Origin of the sequence: Daeguia caeni (assembly GCF_042653845.1) — a bacterium.
Taxonomy (GTDB): domain Bacteria; phylum Pseudomonadota; class Alphaproteobacteria; order Rhizobiales; family Rhizobiaceae; genus Brucella; species Brucella caeni.
Genome location: NZ_JBHSEL010000029.1, coordinates 1 through 18,147, shown reverse-complemented (window position 1 = coordinate 18,147; position 18,147 = coordinate 1). Strand labels below are relative to the sequence as shown.

Here is an 18,147-nt window from a genome sequence, read left to right as displayed (position 1 = left end):
CTCCCAACTAGCCAGTAGTTTGAATCATATTTTAATCGAAAGAGGAATCCCTTTCGATTCCATCAAAATGTGAGTTGCTCTAGTGCGGTGCGGGCCTGAGCCACGAGAAGCGGATCCCTTCAAACCGCACCTGCGGATTGGCAATCTGCAAGGCCGTGAAGCCCTGATGGCGCGGAAATCCTGCCCGGTCACGATCCGGATGTTGTAACGCTTTATCCACGAGTGCAGCCAGACTGGGAAGATGCCGTCCGGATTCGTCCATAGCGCCGGTGGCATGGGAAACCCAAACGATAAAGCAAGTTTTCACCTCGGGGCAACGCGGTCAGTCAGAGTGGCTGCAATGCAAAATCATTGATGCAGCCGGATCGGAGCGCTTGCGATCAAATCGTCAAACACGCCGATCCGGCCAATGCCCATTCACTTTGCCAGCTTCACGGATCAGGCAACCTGCCTCGCCTTTTCATAAAGCTTTTCGCCTGCGCTGTTTTCCTGGCCGCCATAGAGCCATTCAAGCGTGTCATACCAGTCAGCCGGGGATTTTGCCCGCATGATGGTGTTGCGCAGTTCGGCATGTGCGCCTGATGGGTGATAGATGTTTTCACCGATCCAGCGCGACTGGAGCTGTACGCGTGCGGTGCGCATCTGACGCTTGGTGAGATAGTTTGCAATGGCGCGTTCCGAATCGCCAGAAGCAGCTTCCATTTCGACGCCGATGCACACGGCATCTTCCATGGCCATGCAGGCGCCTTGAGCAAAATATTGCAGCATCGGATGGGCTGCATCTCCCAGAAGTACAACGCGGCCATCCTGCCATTTCAGGTTCGGATCACGGTCGCAGAGAACCCACAGTTTCCAGTTCTTGCCATGCTCGATGATCTGCTGCGCCATCGGGTGAATATGGCTGAATCCGCGCATGACTTCCTCATTGCTGACCGGCAGGCCGGCGACAGGTTCCGGCGCGTCATTGTGATAGGTCACAACGAGGTTGAAGACTTTCCAGCCGGAGAGCGGATAGTGAACCAGATGGCATTTTGGCCCGGCCCAAAGGGTGGCTGCATTCCAGCGCAGATCTTCCGGCATGTTTTCGGTCGGAATCACCGAGCGATAGGTGGTGTGGCCGGAAACACGCGGTTTGCCGTCATTGGTCACCTTGCGGCGGACATTCGACCACAGGCCATCGGCACCGATCAGCATATAGCCCCTGACGCGCTCGCCATTGGCCAGAATGGCCGTCACGCTGCTTTCGTCCTGGTCGTAATCGACGACTTCCGCGCTGGTGCGCAGTTCCACCAGCGGATGTTCCTGACAGGCGCGCAGGAAAACGCTGAACAGATCGCCGCGATGGATGACGGCGTAAGGATTGCCAAAACGCTTACGGAATTCATCTCCGAGCGGGATACGGCAGACTTCTTCTGCGGTCATTGCATCCATCATGCGCAGGCTGTCGATATAAACGGCCATGTTGCGCGCAACTTCACCAACGCCAAGGGCGTCGAAGGCATGGAATGCATTTGGCCCAAGCTGGATGCCTGCGCCGATTTCGCCCAGTTCCGGCGCCTTTTCAAGCACGAGACTGCGAAACCCGCGATGCGCAAGTCCGATGGCGGTGGCCAATCCGCCGATGCCGCCACCTGCAATCAAGATTGGTAAAGTTTGAGACATGGTCGTTTCCTCGTTAGGCTAACCGCGCTTTGGCGGTGGCAATAGTTCCCCATTCACGCGGAAGCAGGCTTCCACATGCTGATGATTTCATCTGTCGCGCCGCTTTATTCGGCGTCTGGCTGAGCGTTCGGAGCGGCTTTCCGGAAAGCTTCAAGCCGGTTGCAAGCCTCACGGATGGAGGCAAGGCGGGTCAGATCCGATATGTCGACATTGAACCGGTCTGCCGATGCCAGTTGCGGAATAAGGCAAATGTCTGCCAGCGTTGGTGCGTCGCCAAAGGCAAAAGCCCCCTTGTCGGCATGGCGTTCGGCCAGCTTTTCACAAGCCTCAAGACCGGGACGAAGCCATGCGGCACACCAGGCATCCTTTGCTGCCTGATCCGCGCCATAGGTCTGTTCCAGATAGTTCAGAACACGCAGATTTTGCAGCGGGTGAATGTCGGCGGCTATTGCAAGGGCAAAGGCACGCACCTCTGCACGCAGAATGGTGTCTTCCGGCAGGAGAGGCGGGCCTTGGCTGATGGTCTCATCCAGCCATTCGATAATGGCAAGCGACTGGGTAAGCGTGTGATCGCCAACAACCAGTGCAGGCACCAGCCCTTGCGGATTGAGATTCAGATAATCAGGCTGCGATTGCTCCTTGCGGCGCAGGTGAACCGGACGGAATTCCGGTTCCACGCCTTTCAGATTGAAGGCAATGCGGCAGCGCCATGCGGCAGAGCTGCGAAAATAACCGTAAAAGATCATTATTCCGCCTCACCGATGGTCAGGAAAACCGAGGGCAGGCCCGCAATGTGGCCGGCAATTTTTGCGCCCGGAAGGACGGAGCCGACACCGGCTGGTGTTCCGGTATAGATCAGATCGCCGGGTTTCAGATGGTAATAATGCGACAGATGCGAAAGCAGTTCGTCGATCTTCCAGACCAGATCCGACAAATGTGCGTCCTGACGGGTTTCGCCATCGACTTCCAGCATGATGCGCTGCGGGCCGATTTCACCGGCCTGTTCGGCACGAACGATGGGGGCCAGAACAGCCGAATGCTCGAAATTCTTGCCGAGATCCCATGGGCGGCGGGTTTCGCGCGCCTTGAGCTGCAGGTCGCGGCGGGTCATGTCGAGGCCGCAGGCATAGCCAAAGACGGCATTGCGCGCTTCCTCAACGCTGGCGCGGAACAGGGGCGTGCCAACGGCTACCACCAGTTCCATTTCATAATGATAGTTTTCCGTACCGCACGGATAAGGAATGGTTGCGCCCGATTCCACAAAGGCCTGCGCATCTTTCAGGAAGTAGAATGGCGCTTCACGATCCACCTCCACGCCCATTTCCTTGGCGTGTTCAGCATAGTTGCGGCCAACGCAAAAAATACGGTGAACGGGGTACAGATTGCTTTCGCCTGCAATCGCTACGGCCGGGTAGGACGGATCGGGGAAAAGGCGGTTCGCCATCAGAGAACTCCGGTATTTGGGATCAATAATCATCCTGCGAAGGCAGCAGCACTTCTTTAGCCAGGACGTGGGGGGCTTTATCGATAGAGGTGATGTTCAGCTTTTCCTGCAGTAGCGCAGTCAGAAAATCGAGCGGCAGATCACGCCATGAAGCGCCATTGCCAAGATCAATGGCACGCAGCCAGACCTGTTTGGCGCGCATCCATGCGGTTTCACGCGCAGTTGCAGGTTTGCCATAGGGAAGGGTAATGTCCCAATGTTCATTGGTAAGATCACGCCATTCCACATTCAGATGCACATCGGCATGGGCAACGAGATGGCGCAGGGCGCCTGCCGGCAATGTTGCGCCATCTTCGATTTCTTCCACCCGTTGGCTCTCGCTTGCATAAAGCGGAATGGTCTGGCCGGTGCGCGCCGTTTCGGTGGCGCGCGTCAGCATGCGGGCGTGATAGGCCGTGCAGGCAATGACATGCCGCCTGCTCCAGCCCGGCACCAGACTTGGCCGCCACAGTGCCCTGTCGTCAAGCTCATTGAGCTTGCGGGCGAAATAGGCCGTGCCGCGGCGTGCCCAGTCCAGTTCGCGGGCTGGCGCATTGTCCGCATCATAGCGTGCGCCAAGTCCCTGTCTTCGCTTGAGTTCCGCGCGCGCGGTTTCGAGCATATCGGCTGTCTCAGCCATTTTTGCCCTCATTGCCATCCTGCCCTTCCACCCAGCTGCGGTTGAAGTTCAGGCGCTCAATGATCGGTGCATCGGAGAAGCGGAACAGGTCGAACATGGTCTCGGCTTCCAGCGACCAGGCCACCCAGGATGGAATGACGAAAATGTCACCCTTTTCAACGCGATAGGTCTTGTCGCCCATGACGACATTGCCACGGCCTTCAAACACCTGGAACACGGTCGAACCAACGTCACGGCGCAGCGGTGTCTTGGTGCCTTCGCGCAGACGATGGAATTCGGCACGGATGGTCGGCATCACATCGCCGCCGGTCGTCGGATTGATATAACGGATGGCAGCATGGCCGGGGCCGACAGTGGCCGGCACGCCTTCTTCTTCGAGCAGAAGCTGCTGCGTCAGTGCATTGTCGGTATGTTCCCAGCGATAGGCGCCGATGGGCGAGGAAACGGTATTCTGCAAGCCCGACAGCGGCCGCAGACCCGGATGGCACCACAGGCGTTCGCCGCGGGAATATTGCGGTGTGGCATAGTCGGTCACGCGGTCGGAGCCGAATTCGAAGAAGCCGACATCGTTCTGATAGCTGAAAGGAATGTCCAGACCATCAATCCAGGCCATTGGCTGGTCGGTGTCATTGTGGTGGCCGTGGAAATGCCAGCCGGGGGTGAGCAGAAAGTCACCGCGCGACATGCGCACAGGGTCACCATTGACCACCGTCCACACACCTTCGCCTTCGACGACAAAGCGGAAGGCATTTTGCGAATGGCGATGTTCTGGCGCGGTTTCGCGCGGACCAAGATACTGGATCGCGCACCACAATGTCGGGCTAATATAAGCGTTGCCGCCAAGGCCAGGATTGGCAAGCCCCAGCGCACGGCGTTCGCCACCACGACCGACCGGAACAAGATCGCCCGAGCGCTTGGCCATTGGATAAAGTTCAGACCACTTCCAAAGATAGGGCACTGCCTGCGGCATGGGATGACGCGGCATCAGATTGCCGATCTGTGTCCACAGCGGCTTGATATGCGTGCGTTCGAAATCAGCATAAAGCTGGCGCAGTTCGGCAGTGTCTTCGGGTTGGCTGTTGTGAGCGTCCATAATTTTCCTCCCTGAAAACCTGATGGTTTTCGTGCTCGCAGGCGTGCAATCTGTGAGATTTTGATGCGAGCCTCCCAAGCTCTAATTAATCAGTATACTGAATAGTTATTTGTGTCAACCCGGTTTTCTTTTTGCAATCAGATGTGGTTTTCAAAGGTGAATGCGACTTAAAATATATATTAAAAACAATAAATTACTGTGAATGATAACAAACAGGCCTGCTTTTCAATGTTGTATCTGTCAATATAGGAAAAAGCCTGTTTTCGAAGCAAAAAAGAAGGTGGCTTGGCTGTCATTCAGGATCTGGGAGTTTTTCTGATCAAGGGTCGCACGCAGATGTTTCACAATATTGTATAATTATTTCAATATGTTAAATAGTAATACATTTTCCTGCGTCGAAATTTTTCTCCCCGTGTTCTGCGTGGAGTTGGTATGGGGCAAAAAAATGCGCTCTGTCGAGTTGACAGCGCAATTTTAGTATGAATACATAATGAATGTAATCTGATGATATGCGGCTTGAGCCGGGAGGTGGACCGCCAAGGCGCACTGATCATTGGAATGGGAGGAAATCTGGGTGGATTTCAGCATTTGCAATAGTCTGGCTGTCATTCAGGCATGGGCCTGATCGGGGCGGATGTCACGTCATTATTGAGGTGAACGATCCGTTTCATGAGTTTGAGGAAAGTTTCGCGCTCTTCCCGGCTCAGCACGCCAACGATGCGGTTCTGAACGCGTTCGACTGCTTCCTTGCAGTTTTCCAGAAGATCTTTCCCTTCCTGTGTCAGTGAAATCAGGCGCTGCCGGCGATCCGTCGGGCTTGGGCGACGTATGATCAGATTTCGTTTCTCCAGTCGGTCGAGGACACTGCCGATTGTGGAGCGGTCAAAGGCTATCAGGCTGGATAGGCGGGTTGCATCGCATCCGTCATAGGCCTGGATGGCCACAAGCGCAGCATACTGAACAGGAGTGAGGGCAAATTCTGCACATTCATCGAGAAATATCGCCCATGAAATCTGATGCGCGCGGCGAATGAGATGTGCGGGACGGGCGTAAAGCTCTTCAATGGACATGGTTTCTGTAAAGCCTGTTTCGATTGATGTGTTCAGATATGTTGTATGCTGAGTTTTATCGAAGTTCCAGTCCCATCAACAGGATGGGCAAAATGCTTGGAGTTAAGGAAGCAAAATGGGGCGCATGAAAGACAAGGTGGTGATCGTAACCGGAGGAGCGCGCGGGGTTGGCGAGGCTGATGTGCGCCGGCTGAGCGAGGAAGGTGCCGCGGTTGCAATTGCTGATGTGCTCGACAGCGAAGGCGAGGCGCTGGCAGCCGAGCTTCAGGCCGCGGGGCGTCAGGTTCACTATCATCATCTGGATGTCACGAGCGAGGAAGGCTGGCGCGAACTGGTCAGGGCGGTCGTTGCGCGTCATGGCCGCATCACCAGCCTTGTCAACAATGCCGGCATCGTCAACCGCACGGGCATTACGGGAACATCCCTTGAAAAATGGCAGCGCATCATTGGCGTCAATCTGACCGGCGTGTTTCTTGGCATGAAACATGTCTGCCCGGCCATTCGTGATGCGGGCGGCGGCGCGGTGGTGAACATGGCCTCGGTCGCCTCGCATGTTGGCCATAATGATCCGGGCTATACGGCGTCGAAGGCCGGTGTGCTGGGGCTTACCCGCACGGCGGCAGCCGAATATGTCGACTGGAATATCCGCGTCAATGCGATTTGCCCCGGCATTATCGTGACGGGGCTTAATGCTGGCGGCAGCCATCTTGAGCCTTGGCGCCGCGCCACGCCGCTTGGCCGTTTTGGTTCCTTGCAGGAAGCGGCAAATCTCGTGCTTTTCCTTCTCAGCGATGAGGCTGGCTACATTACCGGCGAAGACATTGCCATTGACGGTGGCTTCCTTGCGGCCGGTGCTGCGCGACGCATTTCGCTTGAGGCGGGCATTGATCTCACTGCTGGCGAGTGACGCGCCAGATTTCCGGAGACTGAAATGAATACATCCCCCAAGGTTCCAGATGCCGACATTATTGTTGTCGGCGGCGGTGGCTCCGGCCTGACAGCCGCGATCTTCGCCCGCAAGGCTGGTGCAAGTGTCATTCTGCTTGAAAAACACACGGAAGTGCGCGGCAGCACGGGACTGTCCATCGGCTCGATCACTGCGACCGGCACGCGCCTGCAGAAAAAGGCAGGCATTGTCGACAATCCGCAATGGCATTTCGAGGATATGCCGAAATTTGCGCCTGAGCTTGCCAAGGACGACAATGAGGAATTGCGTCGCATTCTGGTCGAGAATGTTGCCGACAGCGTGGCATGGCTCGAAAGCCTGGGCGTCACCTTCTACGGCCCGATGCCCGAGCCGCCGCATCGCCTGCCGCGCATGCACAATATCCTGCCGAACTCGCGCGCCTATATTTATTTCCTTGAACGTGAAGCGCGCCGCGTCGGTGTTGATATCCGCGTCAATTCGGAAGTGAAGGATCTTGTCCTCGAAGGCGAGCGCGTCATTGGCGTTGAGCTGAAGAATGGCGGCAAGGTGCTGCGCGCACGCAAGGCGGTCATTCTGGCTTCCGGCGACTATTCTTCAAGTCCGGAATGGAAGGGCCGGTTCAACCCGCCGGTGCGCGATATTGACGGCGTCAACACCACCAATACGGGCGATGGCCAGCGCATGGGCGAGGCATTGGGCGCCGAGATCAAATATGGTCAGGTAGTCTATGGGCCAAACCTGCGCTTCATGCCGCCACCGAAGCCGAATTTCCTGCAAAAACTGCCGCCGTGGCCATGGTTTACCCGGCTGATGCGCTGGTCGCTCAACACCATGCCATCATGGATCTTACGCCCGTTCATCCTGTCCTTCGTGACGACCTATCTTTCGCCGGAACCAACCATGTTCCGTGAAGGGGCCATTCTGGTCAATCGTGAGGGCAGGCGGTTCGCCGATGAGCTGGACAAGCCGAATTATGCATTCGGCCAGCAGCCGGGCAAGCAGGCCTTCATCGTGTTTGACGATGAGGTGGCAAGGAAATTCAGCGCCTGGCCGTACTTTATCTCGACGGCACCGGGTGTCGCCTATGCCTATCTGCCGGATTACAAGCGCACACGACCTGATCTTTATTCAACCGCGCCGACGATTGCCGGTCTTGCCGAAAAGATCGGCGTGCCTGCCGCAACGCTTGAAGCCGAAATCCGCAAGCATGATGCAGAGGCGCGCGCTGCCGGCCGTCCATCGGTACGCAAGGGCCCCTTCCATGCGCTGGGGCCGGTCAAGAGCTGGATCATCCTCACCGATGGCGGCCTGACGGTCAATACCAGGCATCAGGTCATTCGCGCGGATGGCTCGGTTGTGCCGGGGCTTTATGCCGCCGGATCCGCCGGGCAGGGCGGTCTGCTTTTGGAAGGCCATGGCCACCATCTGGCCTGGGCTTTCACCTCGGGACGTCTTGCTGCCCAGTCGGCGGTGAAGAACGAAAAAGCTTAACCCACGAGATTGAAGAGGCCATTATGTCGATGTCGAACCAGCCTCCTGTTTATCCGACCATCCGCTTTCTTGTTGCCAAGGGCGATCTTCTGGCCGTGCTTGCTGCGCTCATCCCTGTCCTTCTGGGCTTCTGGGGGCTTGCATCCGGCTTTTCATGGGTCTGGATGGCGTTTGCCATCGTGGTGGGCACAGGGCTTTGGCTCATCCTGCGCAGCTATGTCGAAGTGTTGCGGATCCTGTCCGACACATTGATGCCGCGTTGAGGACAGGCTGATGGGTGCAAACGCCATATCCCATGATTTGCTGGTTGTGGGCGGTGGGCTGGCCGGGATGAGCACTGCCATCCGTGCGGCAGAGCTTGGCCTGCATGTCCGTGTATTCGAGCGCGGCACCGGCCAGCATTATCTGTGCAACAGTCGCTATACGGGCGGGCTGTTCCATATCGGCATGGACGATATGGGCTCAAGCCCGGAAGACATCATCGAACGTCTTGCCCGTGTGACGGGTGGCGAAGGCAATCCGGCGCTTGCGGCAACGCTGGCGCGCAACGCAAAGCGCGCCATTGCCTGGCTGCGCGCGCAGGGCGTTGGTCTGATCCGGGTCGGGCCGGATGGATTGCGCCAGCATTCGCTTGCCCCTCCCGGCGTGCGCAATACGGGGCTTAACTGGCGCTGGCGTGCCGGCGATGTCATGCTGCGCACGCTGAACCAGCGTTTGCGTGATCTGGGTGTGACATTCGATCAGGGTGTTACGGCGCGCAGATTGATCATGAAAAATGGCTGCGTCCGCGGGCTGGAAGTCGAGCGCAATGGCAGGACGGAGCGGTTTGATGCGCCAGTGGTTGCCATTTGCGATGGCGGCTTTCAGGGTAACCGGGCGCTGGTTGGCAAATATATTTCGCCCGCGCCGGAACGGCTGCTCATGCGCAATGCCGAAACGGGTCTGGGCTATGGCCTTCTCATGGCCGAGGAAGCCGGTGCCAAGCTGGTCGGCATGGGTACCTTCTATGGCCATATCCAGTATCGCGATGCCATGACCGATGGCCGCTTCTGGCCCTATCCGGTGCTCGATTCGCTGTGTGTTTCAGCGCTTCTCATCAATGCGGAAGGCAAGCGCTTCTGTGACGAAAGCCTGGGCGGCGTGCATGTCACCAATGCAATGGCGCGTCTTGCCGATCCGCATGGTTGCCATGTCGTGTTTGACGAGGCGATCTGGCAGGGCCCGGGGCGTGACTGGCTTCTGCCCGCCAATCCCTATCTCATCAAGGCTGGCGGCAAGCTGATTTCCGCGCCGACGCTGGAAGCACTTGCAGACAAGATCGGCCTTGGGCCGGATGTGCTCAAGGCTTCGGTCGAAAGCTGGAATGCTGCGGTTGAAGGCAAAACGGCATTTTCACCTCACCGCAGCAATCCGGCCTACAAGCCGCATGCCATTCGTCAGGGGCCGTTCCATGCTCTGCCGCTTTGTGCCGGCATTACCTATACGATGGGCGGCATTCTCACCAATGCGGCAGCACAGGTTCTGGATCAGGATGACAGACCGATCCCTGGTCTTCTGGCTGTTGGTGCATGTACCGGCGGTCTCGAAGGTTTCAGCCGCAGCGGATATTCCGGCGGTCTGTCGAAATCAGCCACATTCGGAATGATAGCAGGCGAAACCGCCGCCACTCTGGCGCGCGCATCGCTCATGGAAGCGGTTTGAACGGAAGCGGTTTGAACGATGCAACAGATGACCAATTCAACTACAACGCAAAAAGCCTCCCGTACCGTTGATCTTCTGGTGATCGGCGCAGGCCCGGCTGGCATGGCGGCAACCATTTTTGCCAAGATGAAGGGGCTGGATGTCCTGCTCGTTGAAAAGACCGATCAGGTTGGCGGCACGGCGGCCACGTCGGCCGGAACGCTGTGGATCCCGGAAAACAGCCAGGGCAAGGCCATTGGTGACAAGGACAGCATTGCCGAGGCTTCTTCCTATCTGGCTGATCTGATTGCCATTCATACGCCGCGCACGGATCGCCAGCGCGCCGCCTATATGGAAAGCGGCGTGGAGGCGATTGATTTTCTGCACAATAATACGGATGTTAAGTTTCTGCCTTGCGGCGAACATCCCGATTATCACGCAAAACCGGGTGCGGCGATCCGCGGCCGCGCCATTGTGCCAGCCCCCTTTGATGGCCGCGTATTGGGTAAGGAGTTTGAACGCGTTCGCCCGCCGATCAAGGAATTCATGGTCTTTGGCGGCATGATGGTTGGCAAGATGGATATTCCGCGCCTGATCGGGCGCTACAGGTCCATCTCCAATTTCATCTATTCGGCTGGCCTTTTCCTGCGTTATCTCACCGACCGGCTGCGCTATTCACGCGGCACACGTCTTGTCATGGGCAATGCGCTGGTGGGGCGCATGTATCACACGCTGTTGCAGCTTGGCGTGCGTCCGCAATTCAATACAAGCCTCGACAGGCTGATTTATGAAAACGGCCGTGTGACGGGGGCAAGCCTGAACGGGCCCAATGGCAGGGAAATCATTGCAGCACGCCGTGGCGTCATTCTGGCAACGGGTGGCTTTGCCCATAACAAGGCTTACCGCGAACGGCTGATGCCCAAGCCGACGCCGCAATTTTCGCTCGCTAATGCGGCCAATCAGGGCGAGGGAGTAACGGCTGCCGAAGCGCTCGGAGCGCGCATCAATGAGCAGGAAAACGGCAATGGCGGTTTCTGGACGCCGGTTTCGGTGACGAAGCGCGCTGATGGCTCTCAGGGCCTTTTCCCGCATCTGTCGCTTGATCGCGCCAAGCCGGGTGTGATTGCCGTCAATCAGGATGGCAAGCGCTTCTGCAACGAGGCTGTTTCCTATCATGATTTTGTCGAGGCAATGTATCGCTCTGGCGACGGCAAGGCGATCCCCGCCTGGCTTGTCTGCAATCGCGATTTCATCCGCAAATATGGTCTTGGCAATATTTATCCGGGCACGACCAATCTGCGCCGCTTTGTTCAGGACGGCTATCTGGTGGAAGCCAATAGTCCGGAAGAGCTTGCAGCAAGGATCGGGGTTGATGCCAAGGCGCTGCGCGCAACGCTTGAGCGCTACAATGAACAGGCCGCGCGCGGGGTGGATGAAGACTTCCATCGTGGTCATTCGGCGCTGAACCGCTTCAATGGTGATCCGACGGTCAAGCCAAATCCATGTGTTGCACCGATTGCGCTGCGTGATCTCTGTGCCGTGCAGGTGTGGCCGGCGGAAATTGCCTGCAGCGCCGGCATTTCGACCGATGAGGATGGGCGTGTTGTTGACATGGATGAGCATCCGATCCCCGGCCTTTATGCCTGCGGCAACGACATGGCCTCGATCATGGGCGATTCCTATCCGGGGCCCGGCACCACGCTTGGGCCTGCAGTAGTGTTCGCATGGCGTGCGGTGAAAAACGCACTGGGGAATGCGCATTGAAGTCCTGGGAGCAATGAGAATTTCGCGCCCCTTTCGGGACGCAAGACAGAGCATGCGCGCAAGCGGTCATCCCGCCACGCGCAATACGGAAATGCCGGAGGAGAAACATGACTTATCGTGACAGCCAACGCCTGTTGCAGGCGTTTCGATCTGGGAGGAGCCGATGCTGATTCAGATCCTCAACGGGCTGGTCTATGGCGGCCTGCTCTATATTGTTTCGGTTGGCCTTGTATTGATCTTCGGCCTGCGCCGCGTCGTCAACTTCGCTCACGGCGGTTTCTACATGCTTGGCGCCTATACAGGCTATGCCGTGGCGACCATGTTCGGCTTCTGGGTCGGCCTTGCTGCGGCAATCGTCATTCTTGCCGCCATTGGCGTTGCGCTCGACCATATGGTGTTCCGCCCGCTGCAAAATGCCGATCACATGGTGACGGTGCTGGTGACATTCGGCATTCTGCTGGTGTTTGAAGATGTCGTGCACATGATCTGGGGTATGGATTCCATCTCCACGCCAGCGCCCTATCCATTCGATGGCACGATCCAGCTTGGTGACACGTCCTTCCCCGTCTACCGCCTGCTGGTGATTGCGGTTGCGGTTGCGGTTGCTGCAGGTCTCACGCTGTGGCTGCGCTACAGCCGCGCCGGACTTTATGTCCGTGCATCAAGCGTCGATGCGCTGACCACCGGCATGCAGGGCGTTGATACGGAACGCCTCAGCCTCGCAGTCGTTGGCCTTGGCACGGCATTGGCTGGTCTTTCCGGCGTGATTGCCTCGCCGCTTCTGGCACTTTCGCCTTCCATGGGCGCAACAATTCTCATTGAAAGTTTCATCGTGGTGGTCACGGGCGGCCTTGGATCCTTTGCCGGCGCCTTCATTGCCGCGCTGATCATTGGGCAGGTGCACAATATGGGCATTGTCTATCTGCCCAATGTCGCCTCGATGCTGCCGCTTCTGCTGATGGTTGCTGTCCTGATCTGGAAGCCATCCGGTTTTGCGAGGTCACACGCATGAGCCAGATTTCCACGCTTTCCACCGCTTCACCTTCGGCAACTGCCGTACGTGCGGGCAGTCTCAATGCACCCATGCTGGTGCTTGGCCTTGTGGTTGCCGTGCTTGGCTTTGTGCTGCCGTTCATCGGCCTGCCGCGCAATATCCTGTCGCTGCTCACCTCGGCCACGACCACGGCCATTCTGGCAACGGGTGTTGGTTTTCTGGTGCGTCAGGGCGGCTTCAGCAGTTTTGGCCATGCCGCCTTCTATGGCGGGGCGGCTTATCTGATTGCCTTGATGAGCGTCTATACCGCCTTGCCCGGCGAGGTGATTATCCTGTCGGCTCCGATTCTTGTTGCCATTGCAGCCTTCTCCTTGTCTTTCGTGCTGTTGCGCACATCGGGTGTCGCCTTTTCCATGCTCAGCCTTGCCATTGCCCAGGCGCTTTATGAACTGATGATGCGCTGGCGCGAAATCGCCAATGGTGAGGATGGTCTGCGCCTGCGTCTGCCGCGCGAGATCTTTGGCGTGAAGCTCAGCTTCTTCCAAAAGGCTGACACGATGTTTCTCGTCAGCTGGACGGGGCTGGTGCTGATCGTGATTGCGCTGTTCTTTCTCACGCGCTCGCATTTCGGCACGCTGACGCTTGCCATCAAAAACAATGAGGAGCGCGCGCGTTTCATCGGCTATCGCACCCTGATGCCACGGGCAATCATCATTGCGATTTCCGCTTTGATTGCGGCCATCGGCGGTACGTTCTTTGCGCTCTACAATGGCTATGTCACGCCGGGCCTTCTGCATTGGAGCCTGTCTGGTGAGGCGTTGATCATCGCCATCATTGGTGGCACGCGCTCCGTCTGGGGGCCGGCACTTGGCGCTTTCATCTTCGTCATCCTGCGCGACGTTGCCGGCAATTACACCACCCATTGGCAGATGATTGTCGGCCTCGTGCTGATCGCCGTTGTCCTGTTGCTGCCCAATGGCGTCAGTGGTGCCTTCACCCGTCTGTTCGCCAAGCAAAAGGGAGGCCGCAATGTCTGAGACCTATATGCTCGAAGCAACCGGCCTGACCCGGCGTTATGGTGGCTTCACCGCGCTCAACAATGTCAGTTTCCGCCTGAAAAAGGGAGAAATCCGCGGGCTGATCGGCTCGAACGGGGCGGGCAAGTCCACCTGCATGGATGTGCTCACCGGCCGTGGGCGCAATCCGCAAGGCGTGGTCAAGCTGGATGGGCAGGATATTTCCGGCTTTTCGGAGCGCGAACGCCGTATTGCGGGCCTGTCACGCTCCTTCCAGAAGACGAACATCTTCCCGGAACTCACCATTCGTCAGCAGGTGGAGCTGGCAGCCCGTCGCGCCGAGATGAACAACAGTGAGGAGATTCTCGAAGAACTGTCGCTGTCGGCCATTGCTGATCGTCCAGCCTCGGATGTGTCCTATGGTGATCAACGCCGGGTGGATCTGGCGCTGGCGCTGGTCGGGCGTCCGAAAGTGCTGCTGCTCGATGAACCGGCTGCGGGGCTGACGATTGAGGAGTCGCTTTCTCTTGCACGGCATCTGCGCTCTCTGGCCGAACGCTGGCAACTGACGGTGCTTTTGGTCGAGCACGATATGGAGGTCATCTTTGCCATCTGCGACCGATTGACGGTGCTGCATCTCGGCGAAGTGCTGACGGAAGGCCTGCCCGATGAGGTGCGTTCCAATCCTGAAGTCATCCGCGCATATCTGGGGAGCACATTTGCATGACGCTGCTCGAACTCGACAATGTTTATTCAGCCTATGGTTCCGCGCGTGTGCTGCACGGCGTGTCGTTGAAGATTGAACGCGGTGAGCGGGTGGCTCTCATCGGCCGCAACGGTGTGGGCAAGACCACGGTGGTCAACAGCTGCATTGGCGCAGCACGGCTCACGCAGGGCGCCATCTCCTTCATGGGGCGCAAGCAGAATCCGATCCGTGCCTATAATGCGGCGCGCAGCGGCATTTCCATCGTGCCGCAGGGACGGCGCATCGTGCCGGGTCTTACCGTGCGCGAAAATCTCATTCTGGGCTCCGCTCCCGATCGTCCGGGCCCGTGGAATATGGAAGCGGTTTTCGACATGTATCCGATCCTGCGCGAGCGCGCCGACGGATTGGGTACGGCGATGAGCGGTGGGCAGCAGCAGATGCTGGCGATAGGCCGCGCGCTCATGTCCAATCCGGATCTTCTGATCCTTGACGAGCCGAGCGAAGGTCTGGCGCCGGTGATCGTGGATGAGCTTGGTGAATCGCTGGTGCGGCTTGCCGAACAGGGCACCGCAATTTTGCTGATTGAACAGAATTTCGGCCTGATCCGTGCCGTGGGAGACCGGTACTACGTCATGTCGAAGGGAACGGTTGTTGATCAGGGCCGTCTGGCCGATCTCAGCAATGAAGAACTCAAATCACATGTCTCTGTTTGAAGACTGGCATTTTGCCGTTTGGGAGGAAAGACCATGAACAGGAAAATGAAACTTTTGGCAGGTGTTGCTCTGGCGGGCCTGATGTTTGGCGCTGTATCCGCACAGGCGGAAGATCCGGTGCGCATCGGTGTCGCCACGGCGCTCACCGGTGCTTATGGCGATCTTGGCGAACAGGTGCGCCGCGCCGTCGATCTTGCCGTTGAGGAAGTCAATGCCAAGGGCGGCATTGATGGCCGCAAGGTTGAGGTTCAGTATCTCGACACGCAGGCCAAGGCCGATATTGCCCGTCAGCAGGCGGAAAAGCTCGTCAATGACGGCTACAACATCCTGACTGGCTCGATTGCATCGGGCGAGGCTTTGGGCATTGCGCCGATGCTGGAACGCTGGGATGCCGTGATGGTCGGCACGATTTCCAAGGCTGATGCGCTGACGGGCGCTGAATGCAGCCCGCGCTATTTCCGCGTCAATATTCCGGACTATGCCGATGCTGCGACGGTTGGCACGTGGCTGAAAGAACAGCCGGAAAAGAAATGGGCGATCATGGGTTCCGACACCGCATGGGGGCGCAATTCGGGTGCCAGCTTTACCAAGACGGCTGAGGGCCTTGGCGGACAGATCATGACCGAAGGCTATGCCGGTCTCGGCACCAATGACTTTGCCCCGTATATCCAGAAGATCCAGGATTCAGGTGCTGAAGGTCTGTGGGTTGCGCTGGCTGGTCGTGATGCCATCAACTTTGCCCAGCAGGCCAAGCAGTTCGGCTTGCTTGACAAGATGAAGGTCGCAGGCGTCAGCTTTGTGACCGACAATACGGTCAAGACGCTGGGGGATGTCTCCAAGGATATTTACGGCATCATCAACTATTCGGCGACACTTGATACGCCTGAAAACAAGTCACTGGTCGATGCATGGTCGAAGAAATATCCGGGCACCTGGCCGGCAAATTTCGAAGGCGAAACCTATCTTGGCATGCAGGTTCTGTTTGCTGCCATCGACAAGGCAGACAGCATTGCGCCTGAGGACATTGCCGAAGCACTGAATGATATTGAAGTCGATACCATTGTCGGCAAGGTCAAGATGCGTCCGGAAGACCATCAGCTGATACGTGGCAACTTCTTTGGTCAGGTTCAGGAAGTGGATGGCGTCCTGCGTCCGACCATTCAGGTCCAGGTCGATGCTGACGTGGCAATGCCAAACGCTGACCCGGCCTGCAAACTGTAATTGTGCATCAGGAGGGGGGCAGTCTGCCGCCCTCCATTCACAGACGGACAGAAAGTTTCCCATGATTTCATTTGATTTTCGTAATCGCACTGCAATCGTTACCGGCGGTGCGCGTGGTATCGGTCGTGCCGTGGCGGATCGGCTGCTTGCTTCTGGCGCGCGGGTTGCGATCTGGGATATGCGTGCGCCTGAAGTCTCTGACGGAACATTCCCAAGCAAACCGGACGATTTTCATTATTCGCTGCTTGACGTGACGTCCGAGACGGCCGTTGAACAGGCGGCAAGAGAAACACTGGCATTGACGGGCAAGATCGACATTCTGATCAATGCGGCAGGGGTTACCGGCCCAACCAAGCCGATGGAAGAATTTTCGCTTGCCGAATGGAAGCGGGTGATCGACATCAATCTCGACAGTGTTTTCCTGTGCAGCCGTGCGGTCATTCCGTTGATGAGAGCCAATGGCTATGGCCGTATAGTTTCCATTGCTTCCATTGCCGGCAAGCAGGGCAATCCGTTCATGGCTGGCTATTCGGCGGCCAAGGCTGGCGTGATCGGCATGACAAAGGCGCTTGGCCTTGAGCTTGCAGGCTCCGGCATTCTGGTCAATTGCGTCACGCCGGGGCTGGTACGCACGGAATTGCTCAAGGAAATGTCGGAAGAGGCGATTGCGCTTTCGGCGTCAAAAATCCCGCTCAATCGTCCGGGTACGGTGGATGAAGTCGCCGCACAGATACTGTGGGCGGCATCGGAAGAATGCAGCTTTGCAACGGGTGCCGTGTTTGATGCCTCGGGTGGCCGCGCAGCTTATTGATGCCTCAAGCCTGGGCTGTAAACTCATAAATGGTCTTCCCATTCGTCCAGGCTGTGTTTCAAAGCCCCCCAGCGATGGAGGGCGATGGCACGGCGACGGTACGAGTTGATAGACCATGAATGGTCGATCANCCGGGTGTTGAATGGCATTCTCTGGCGCTTCCGGACAGGCCCGTCGTGGGCGGAAATCCCCGGGCACTACGGCCCGCCGACCACCTGCTACAACCGCTTTGTTCGTTGGCGCAAGGCGGGCGCCTGGGGCCGGCTCATGGAGGAAGTCTCCAAGGCCTATGATGGCGACATCATCATGATCGCCTCGACCTGTGTCCGTGTTCACCAGCATGGGGCCCGGGAAAAGGGGCTCTCGTGATGCGGCATGGGACGCTCCCGTGGGGCCTCACCAGCAAGATCCACGTGCTCGTCGATGCGGAAGGTCATCCCGTGTCACCTGCGTCTGACTGCAGGCTAGGCCCACGACAGTGTCGAAGCCGAAGCCTTGCTTGGGACACATTGAGGACGCGCGACCCTGCTGGCCGACAAGGTCTATGGCAGCGATGTCATTCGGGCCTTGGCCGGGAAGAATAGACCTGGGCCAATATCCCGGCAAGCGCAAGGGCTTCTTTCCCTTTTCCGCCAGGGTTTATCGCCAGCGCAATCTGGTCGAACGTCTCTTCAGCAGGATCAAACAGTTCCCGGGATCACCACCCGATAGGGCAAAGATCCCAGGAACTTCCTCGTTGCCGTCAAACTGGTCAGACTGCGAATCTGGTGCCACGCGTAATGAGTCTGCGGCCTAGAGCAACTCACATTTTGATGGAATCGAAAGGGATTCCTCTTTCGATTAAAATATGATTCAAACTACTGGCTAGTTGGGAG

General features: G+C 57.7%; 18 protein-coding genes and 1 pseudogene. 12 read left to right on the top strand and 7 right to left on the bottom strand.

Annotated features, from left to right (window positions below; genetic code table 11):
• Positions 1-79 precede the first annotated feature (79 nt).
• The 7 genes from ACFO1V_RS02540 to ACFO1V_RS02510 all read right to left on the bottom strand — a co-directional run bounded on the left by ACFO1V_RS02540 (position 80) and on the right by ACFO1V_RS02510 (position 5,948).
• Positions 80-220 (bottom strand): hypothetical protein, encoded by a 141-nt coding sequence (locus ACFO1V_RS02540; protein ID WP_374834234.1) that lies wholly within the window; start codon positions 218-220, stop codon positions 80-82.
• 218 nt (positions 221-438) lie between these two features.
• On the bottom strand, positions 439-1,662 hold the full coding sequence (locus ACFO1V_RS02535) for a 3-hydroxybenzoate 6-monooxygenase (RefSeq protein WP_374834232.1): 1,224 nt from the start codon (positions 1,660-1,662) through the stop codon (positions 439-441).
• Positions 1,663-1,766: 104 nt separating this feature from the next.
• Positions 1,767-2,408, bottom strand: a complete 642-nt coding sequence (maiA, locus tag ACFO1V_RS02530; RefSeq protein ID WP_374834230.1) for a maleylacetoacetate isomerase — start codon at positions 2,406-2,408, stop codon at positions 1,767-1,769.
• Positions 2,408-3,106 (bottom strand): fumarylacetoacetate hydrolase family protein, encoded by a 699-nt coding sequence (locus ACFO1V_RS02525; protein WP_374834228.1) that lies wholly within the window; start codon positions 3,104-3,106, stop codon positions 2,408-2,410. Before ACFO1V_RS02525 ends, maiA begins: the two co-directional genes overlap by 1 nt.
• Before the next feature lie 22 nt (positions 3,107-3,128).
• Positions 3,129-3,785 (bottom strand): maleylpyruvate isomerase N-terminal domain-containing protein, encoded by a 657-nt coding sequence (locus tag ACFO1V_RS02520; protein WP_374834226.1) that lies wholly within the window; start codon positions 3,783-3,785, stop codon positions 3,129-3,131.
• Positions 3,778-4,878 (bottom strand): cupin domain-containing protein, encoded by a 1,101-nt coding sequence (locus tag ACFO1V_RS02515; protein WP_374834224.1) that lies wholly within the window; start codon positions 4,876-4,878, stop codon positions 3,778-3,780. The genes ACFO1V_RS02520 and ACFO1V_RS02515 overlap by 8 nt, the downstream gene beginning before the upstream one ends.
• 605 nt (positions 4,879-5,483) lie before the next feature.
• Positions 5,484-5,948, bottom strand: coding sequence for a MarR family winged helix-turn-helix transcriptional regulator (locus ACFO1V_RS02510; RefSeq protein WP_374834222.1), 465 nt, complete (start codon positions 5,946-5,948; stop codon positions 5,484-5,486).
• A 115-nt stretch (positions 5,949-6,063) separates the two neighbouring features.
• Between ACFO1V_RS02510 and ACFO1V_RS02505 the strand changes: the two genes are divergently transcribed.
• From ACFO1V_RS02505 to ACFO1V_RS02450, 12 genes and pseudogenes are all read left to right on the top strand, one after another.
• Positions 6,064-6,855, top strand: coding sequence for an SDR family NAD(P)-dependent oxidoreductase (locus ACFO1V_RS02505; RefSeq protein ID WP_374834220.1), 792 nt, complete (start codon positions 6,064-6,066; stop codon positions 6,853-6,855).
• A gap of 24 nt (positions 6,856-6,879) precedes the next feature.
• Positions 6,880-8,367, top strand: a complete 1,488-nt coding sequence (locus ACFO1V_RS02500) for an FAD-dependent oxidoreductase (protein ID WP_374834218.1) — start codon at positions 6,880-6,882, stop codon at positions 8,365-8,367.
• 29 nt (positions 8,368-8,396) lie between these two features.
• Positions 8,397-8,630, top strand: a complete 234-nt coding sequence (locus ACFO1V_RS02495; protein WP_374834216.1) for a hypothetical protein — start codon at positions 8,397-8,399, stop codon at positions 8,628-8,630.
• A gap of 10 nt (positions 8,631-8,640) precedes the next feature.
• Positions 8,641-10,068, top strand: coding sequence for an FAD-dependent oxidoreductase (locus tag ACFO1V_RS02490; RefSeq protein WP_374834214.1), 1,428 nt, complete (start codon positions 8,641-8,643; stop codon positions 10,066-10,068).
• A gap of 27 nt (positions 10,069-10,095) precedes the next feature.
• A complete protein-coding gene (locus ACFO1V_RS02485; protein ID WP_374834212.1) occupies positions 10,096-11,811 on the top strand; it encodes an FAD-binding protein in 1,716 nt (571 codons plus the stop codon).
• Positions 11,812-11,974: 163 nt separating this feature from the next.
• Positions 11,975-12,823 (top strand): branched-chain amino acid ABC transporter permease, encoded by an 849-nt coding sequence (locus tag ACFO1V_RS02480; protein WP_374834210.1) that lies wholly within the window; start codon positions 11,975-11,977, stop codon positions 12,821-12,823.
• Positions 12,820-13,842 carry a branched-chain amino acid ABC transporter permease gene (locus ACFO1V_RS02475; protein ID WP_374834208.1) on the top strand — a complete coding sequence of 341 codons (1,023 nt, stop codon included), beginning with the start codon at positions 12,820-12,822 and terminating at the stop codon, positions 13,840-13,842. The genes ACFO1V_RS02480 and ACFO1V_RS02475 overlap by 4 nt, the downstream gene beginning before the upstream one ends.
• Positions 13,835-14,548, top strand: coding sequence for an ABC transporter ATP-binding protein (locus ACFO1V_RS02470; RefSeq protein ID WP_374834206.1), 714 nt, complete (start codon positions 13,835-13,837; stop codon positions 14,546-14,548). Before ACFO1V_RS02475 ends, ACFO1V_RS02470 begins: the two co-directional genes overlap by 8 nt.
• Positions 14,545-15,240, top strand: coding sequence for an ABC transporter ATP-binding protein (locus tag ACFO1V_RS02465; protein WP_374834204.1), 696 nt, complete (start codon positions 14,545-14,547; stop codon positions 15,238-15,240). The genes ACFO1V_RS02470 and ACFO1V_RS02465 overlap by 4 nt, the downstream gene beginning before the upstream one ends.
• Before the next feature lie 33 nt (positions 15,241-15,273).
• The gene (locus ACFO1V_RS02460) at positions 15,274-16,461 is read left to right on the top strand and encodes an ABC transporter substrate-binding protein (RefSeq protein WP_374834202.1); all 1,188 of its coding nucleotides are present in this window, start codon (positions 15,274-15,276) and stop codon (positions 16,459-16,461) included.
• A gap of 61 nt (positions 16,462-16,522) precedes the next feature.
• Positions 16,523-17,272 carry an SDR family NAD(P)-dependent oxidoreductase gene (locus ACFO1V_RS02455; protein WP_374834200.1) on the top strand — a complete coding sequence of 250 codons (750 nt, stop codon included), beginning with the start codon at positions 16,523-16,525 and terminating at the stop codon, positions 17,270-17,272.
• Positions 17,273-17,356: 84 nt separating this feature from the next.
• Positions 17,357-18,052, top strand: a pseudogene (locus ACFO1V_RS02450) (IS5 family transposase).
• Positions 18,053-18,147: the final 95 nt, after the last annotated feature.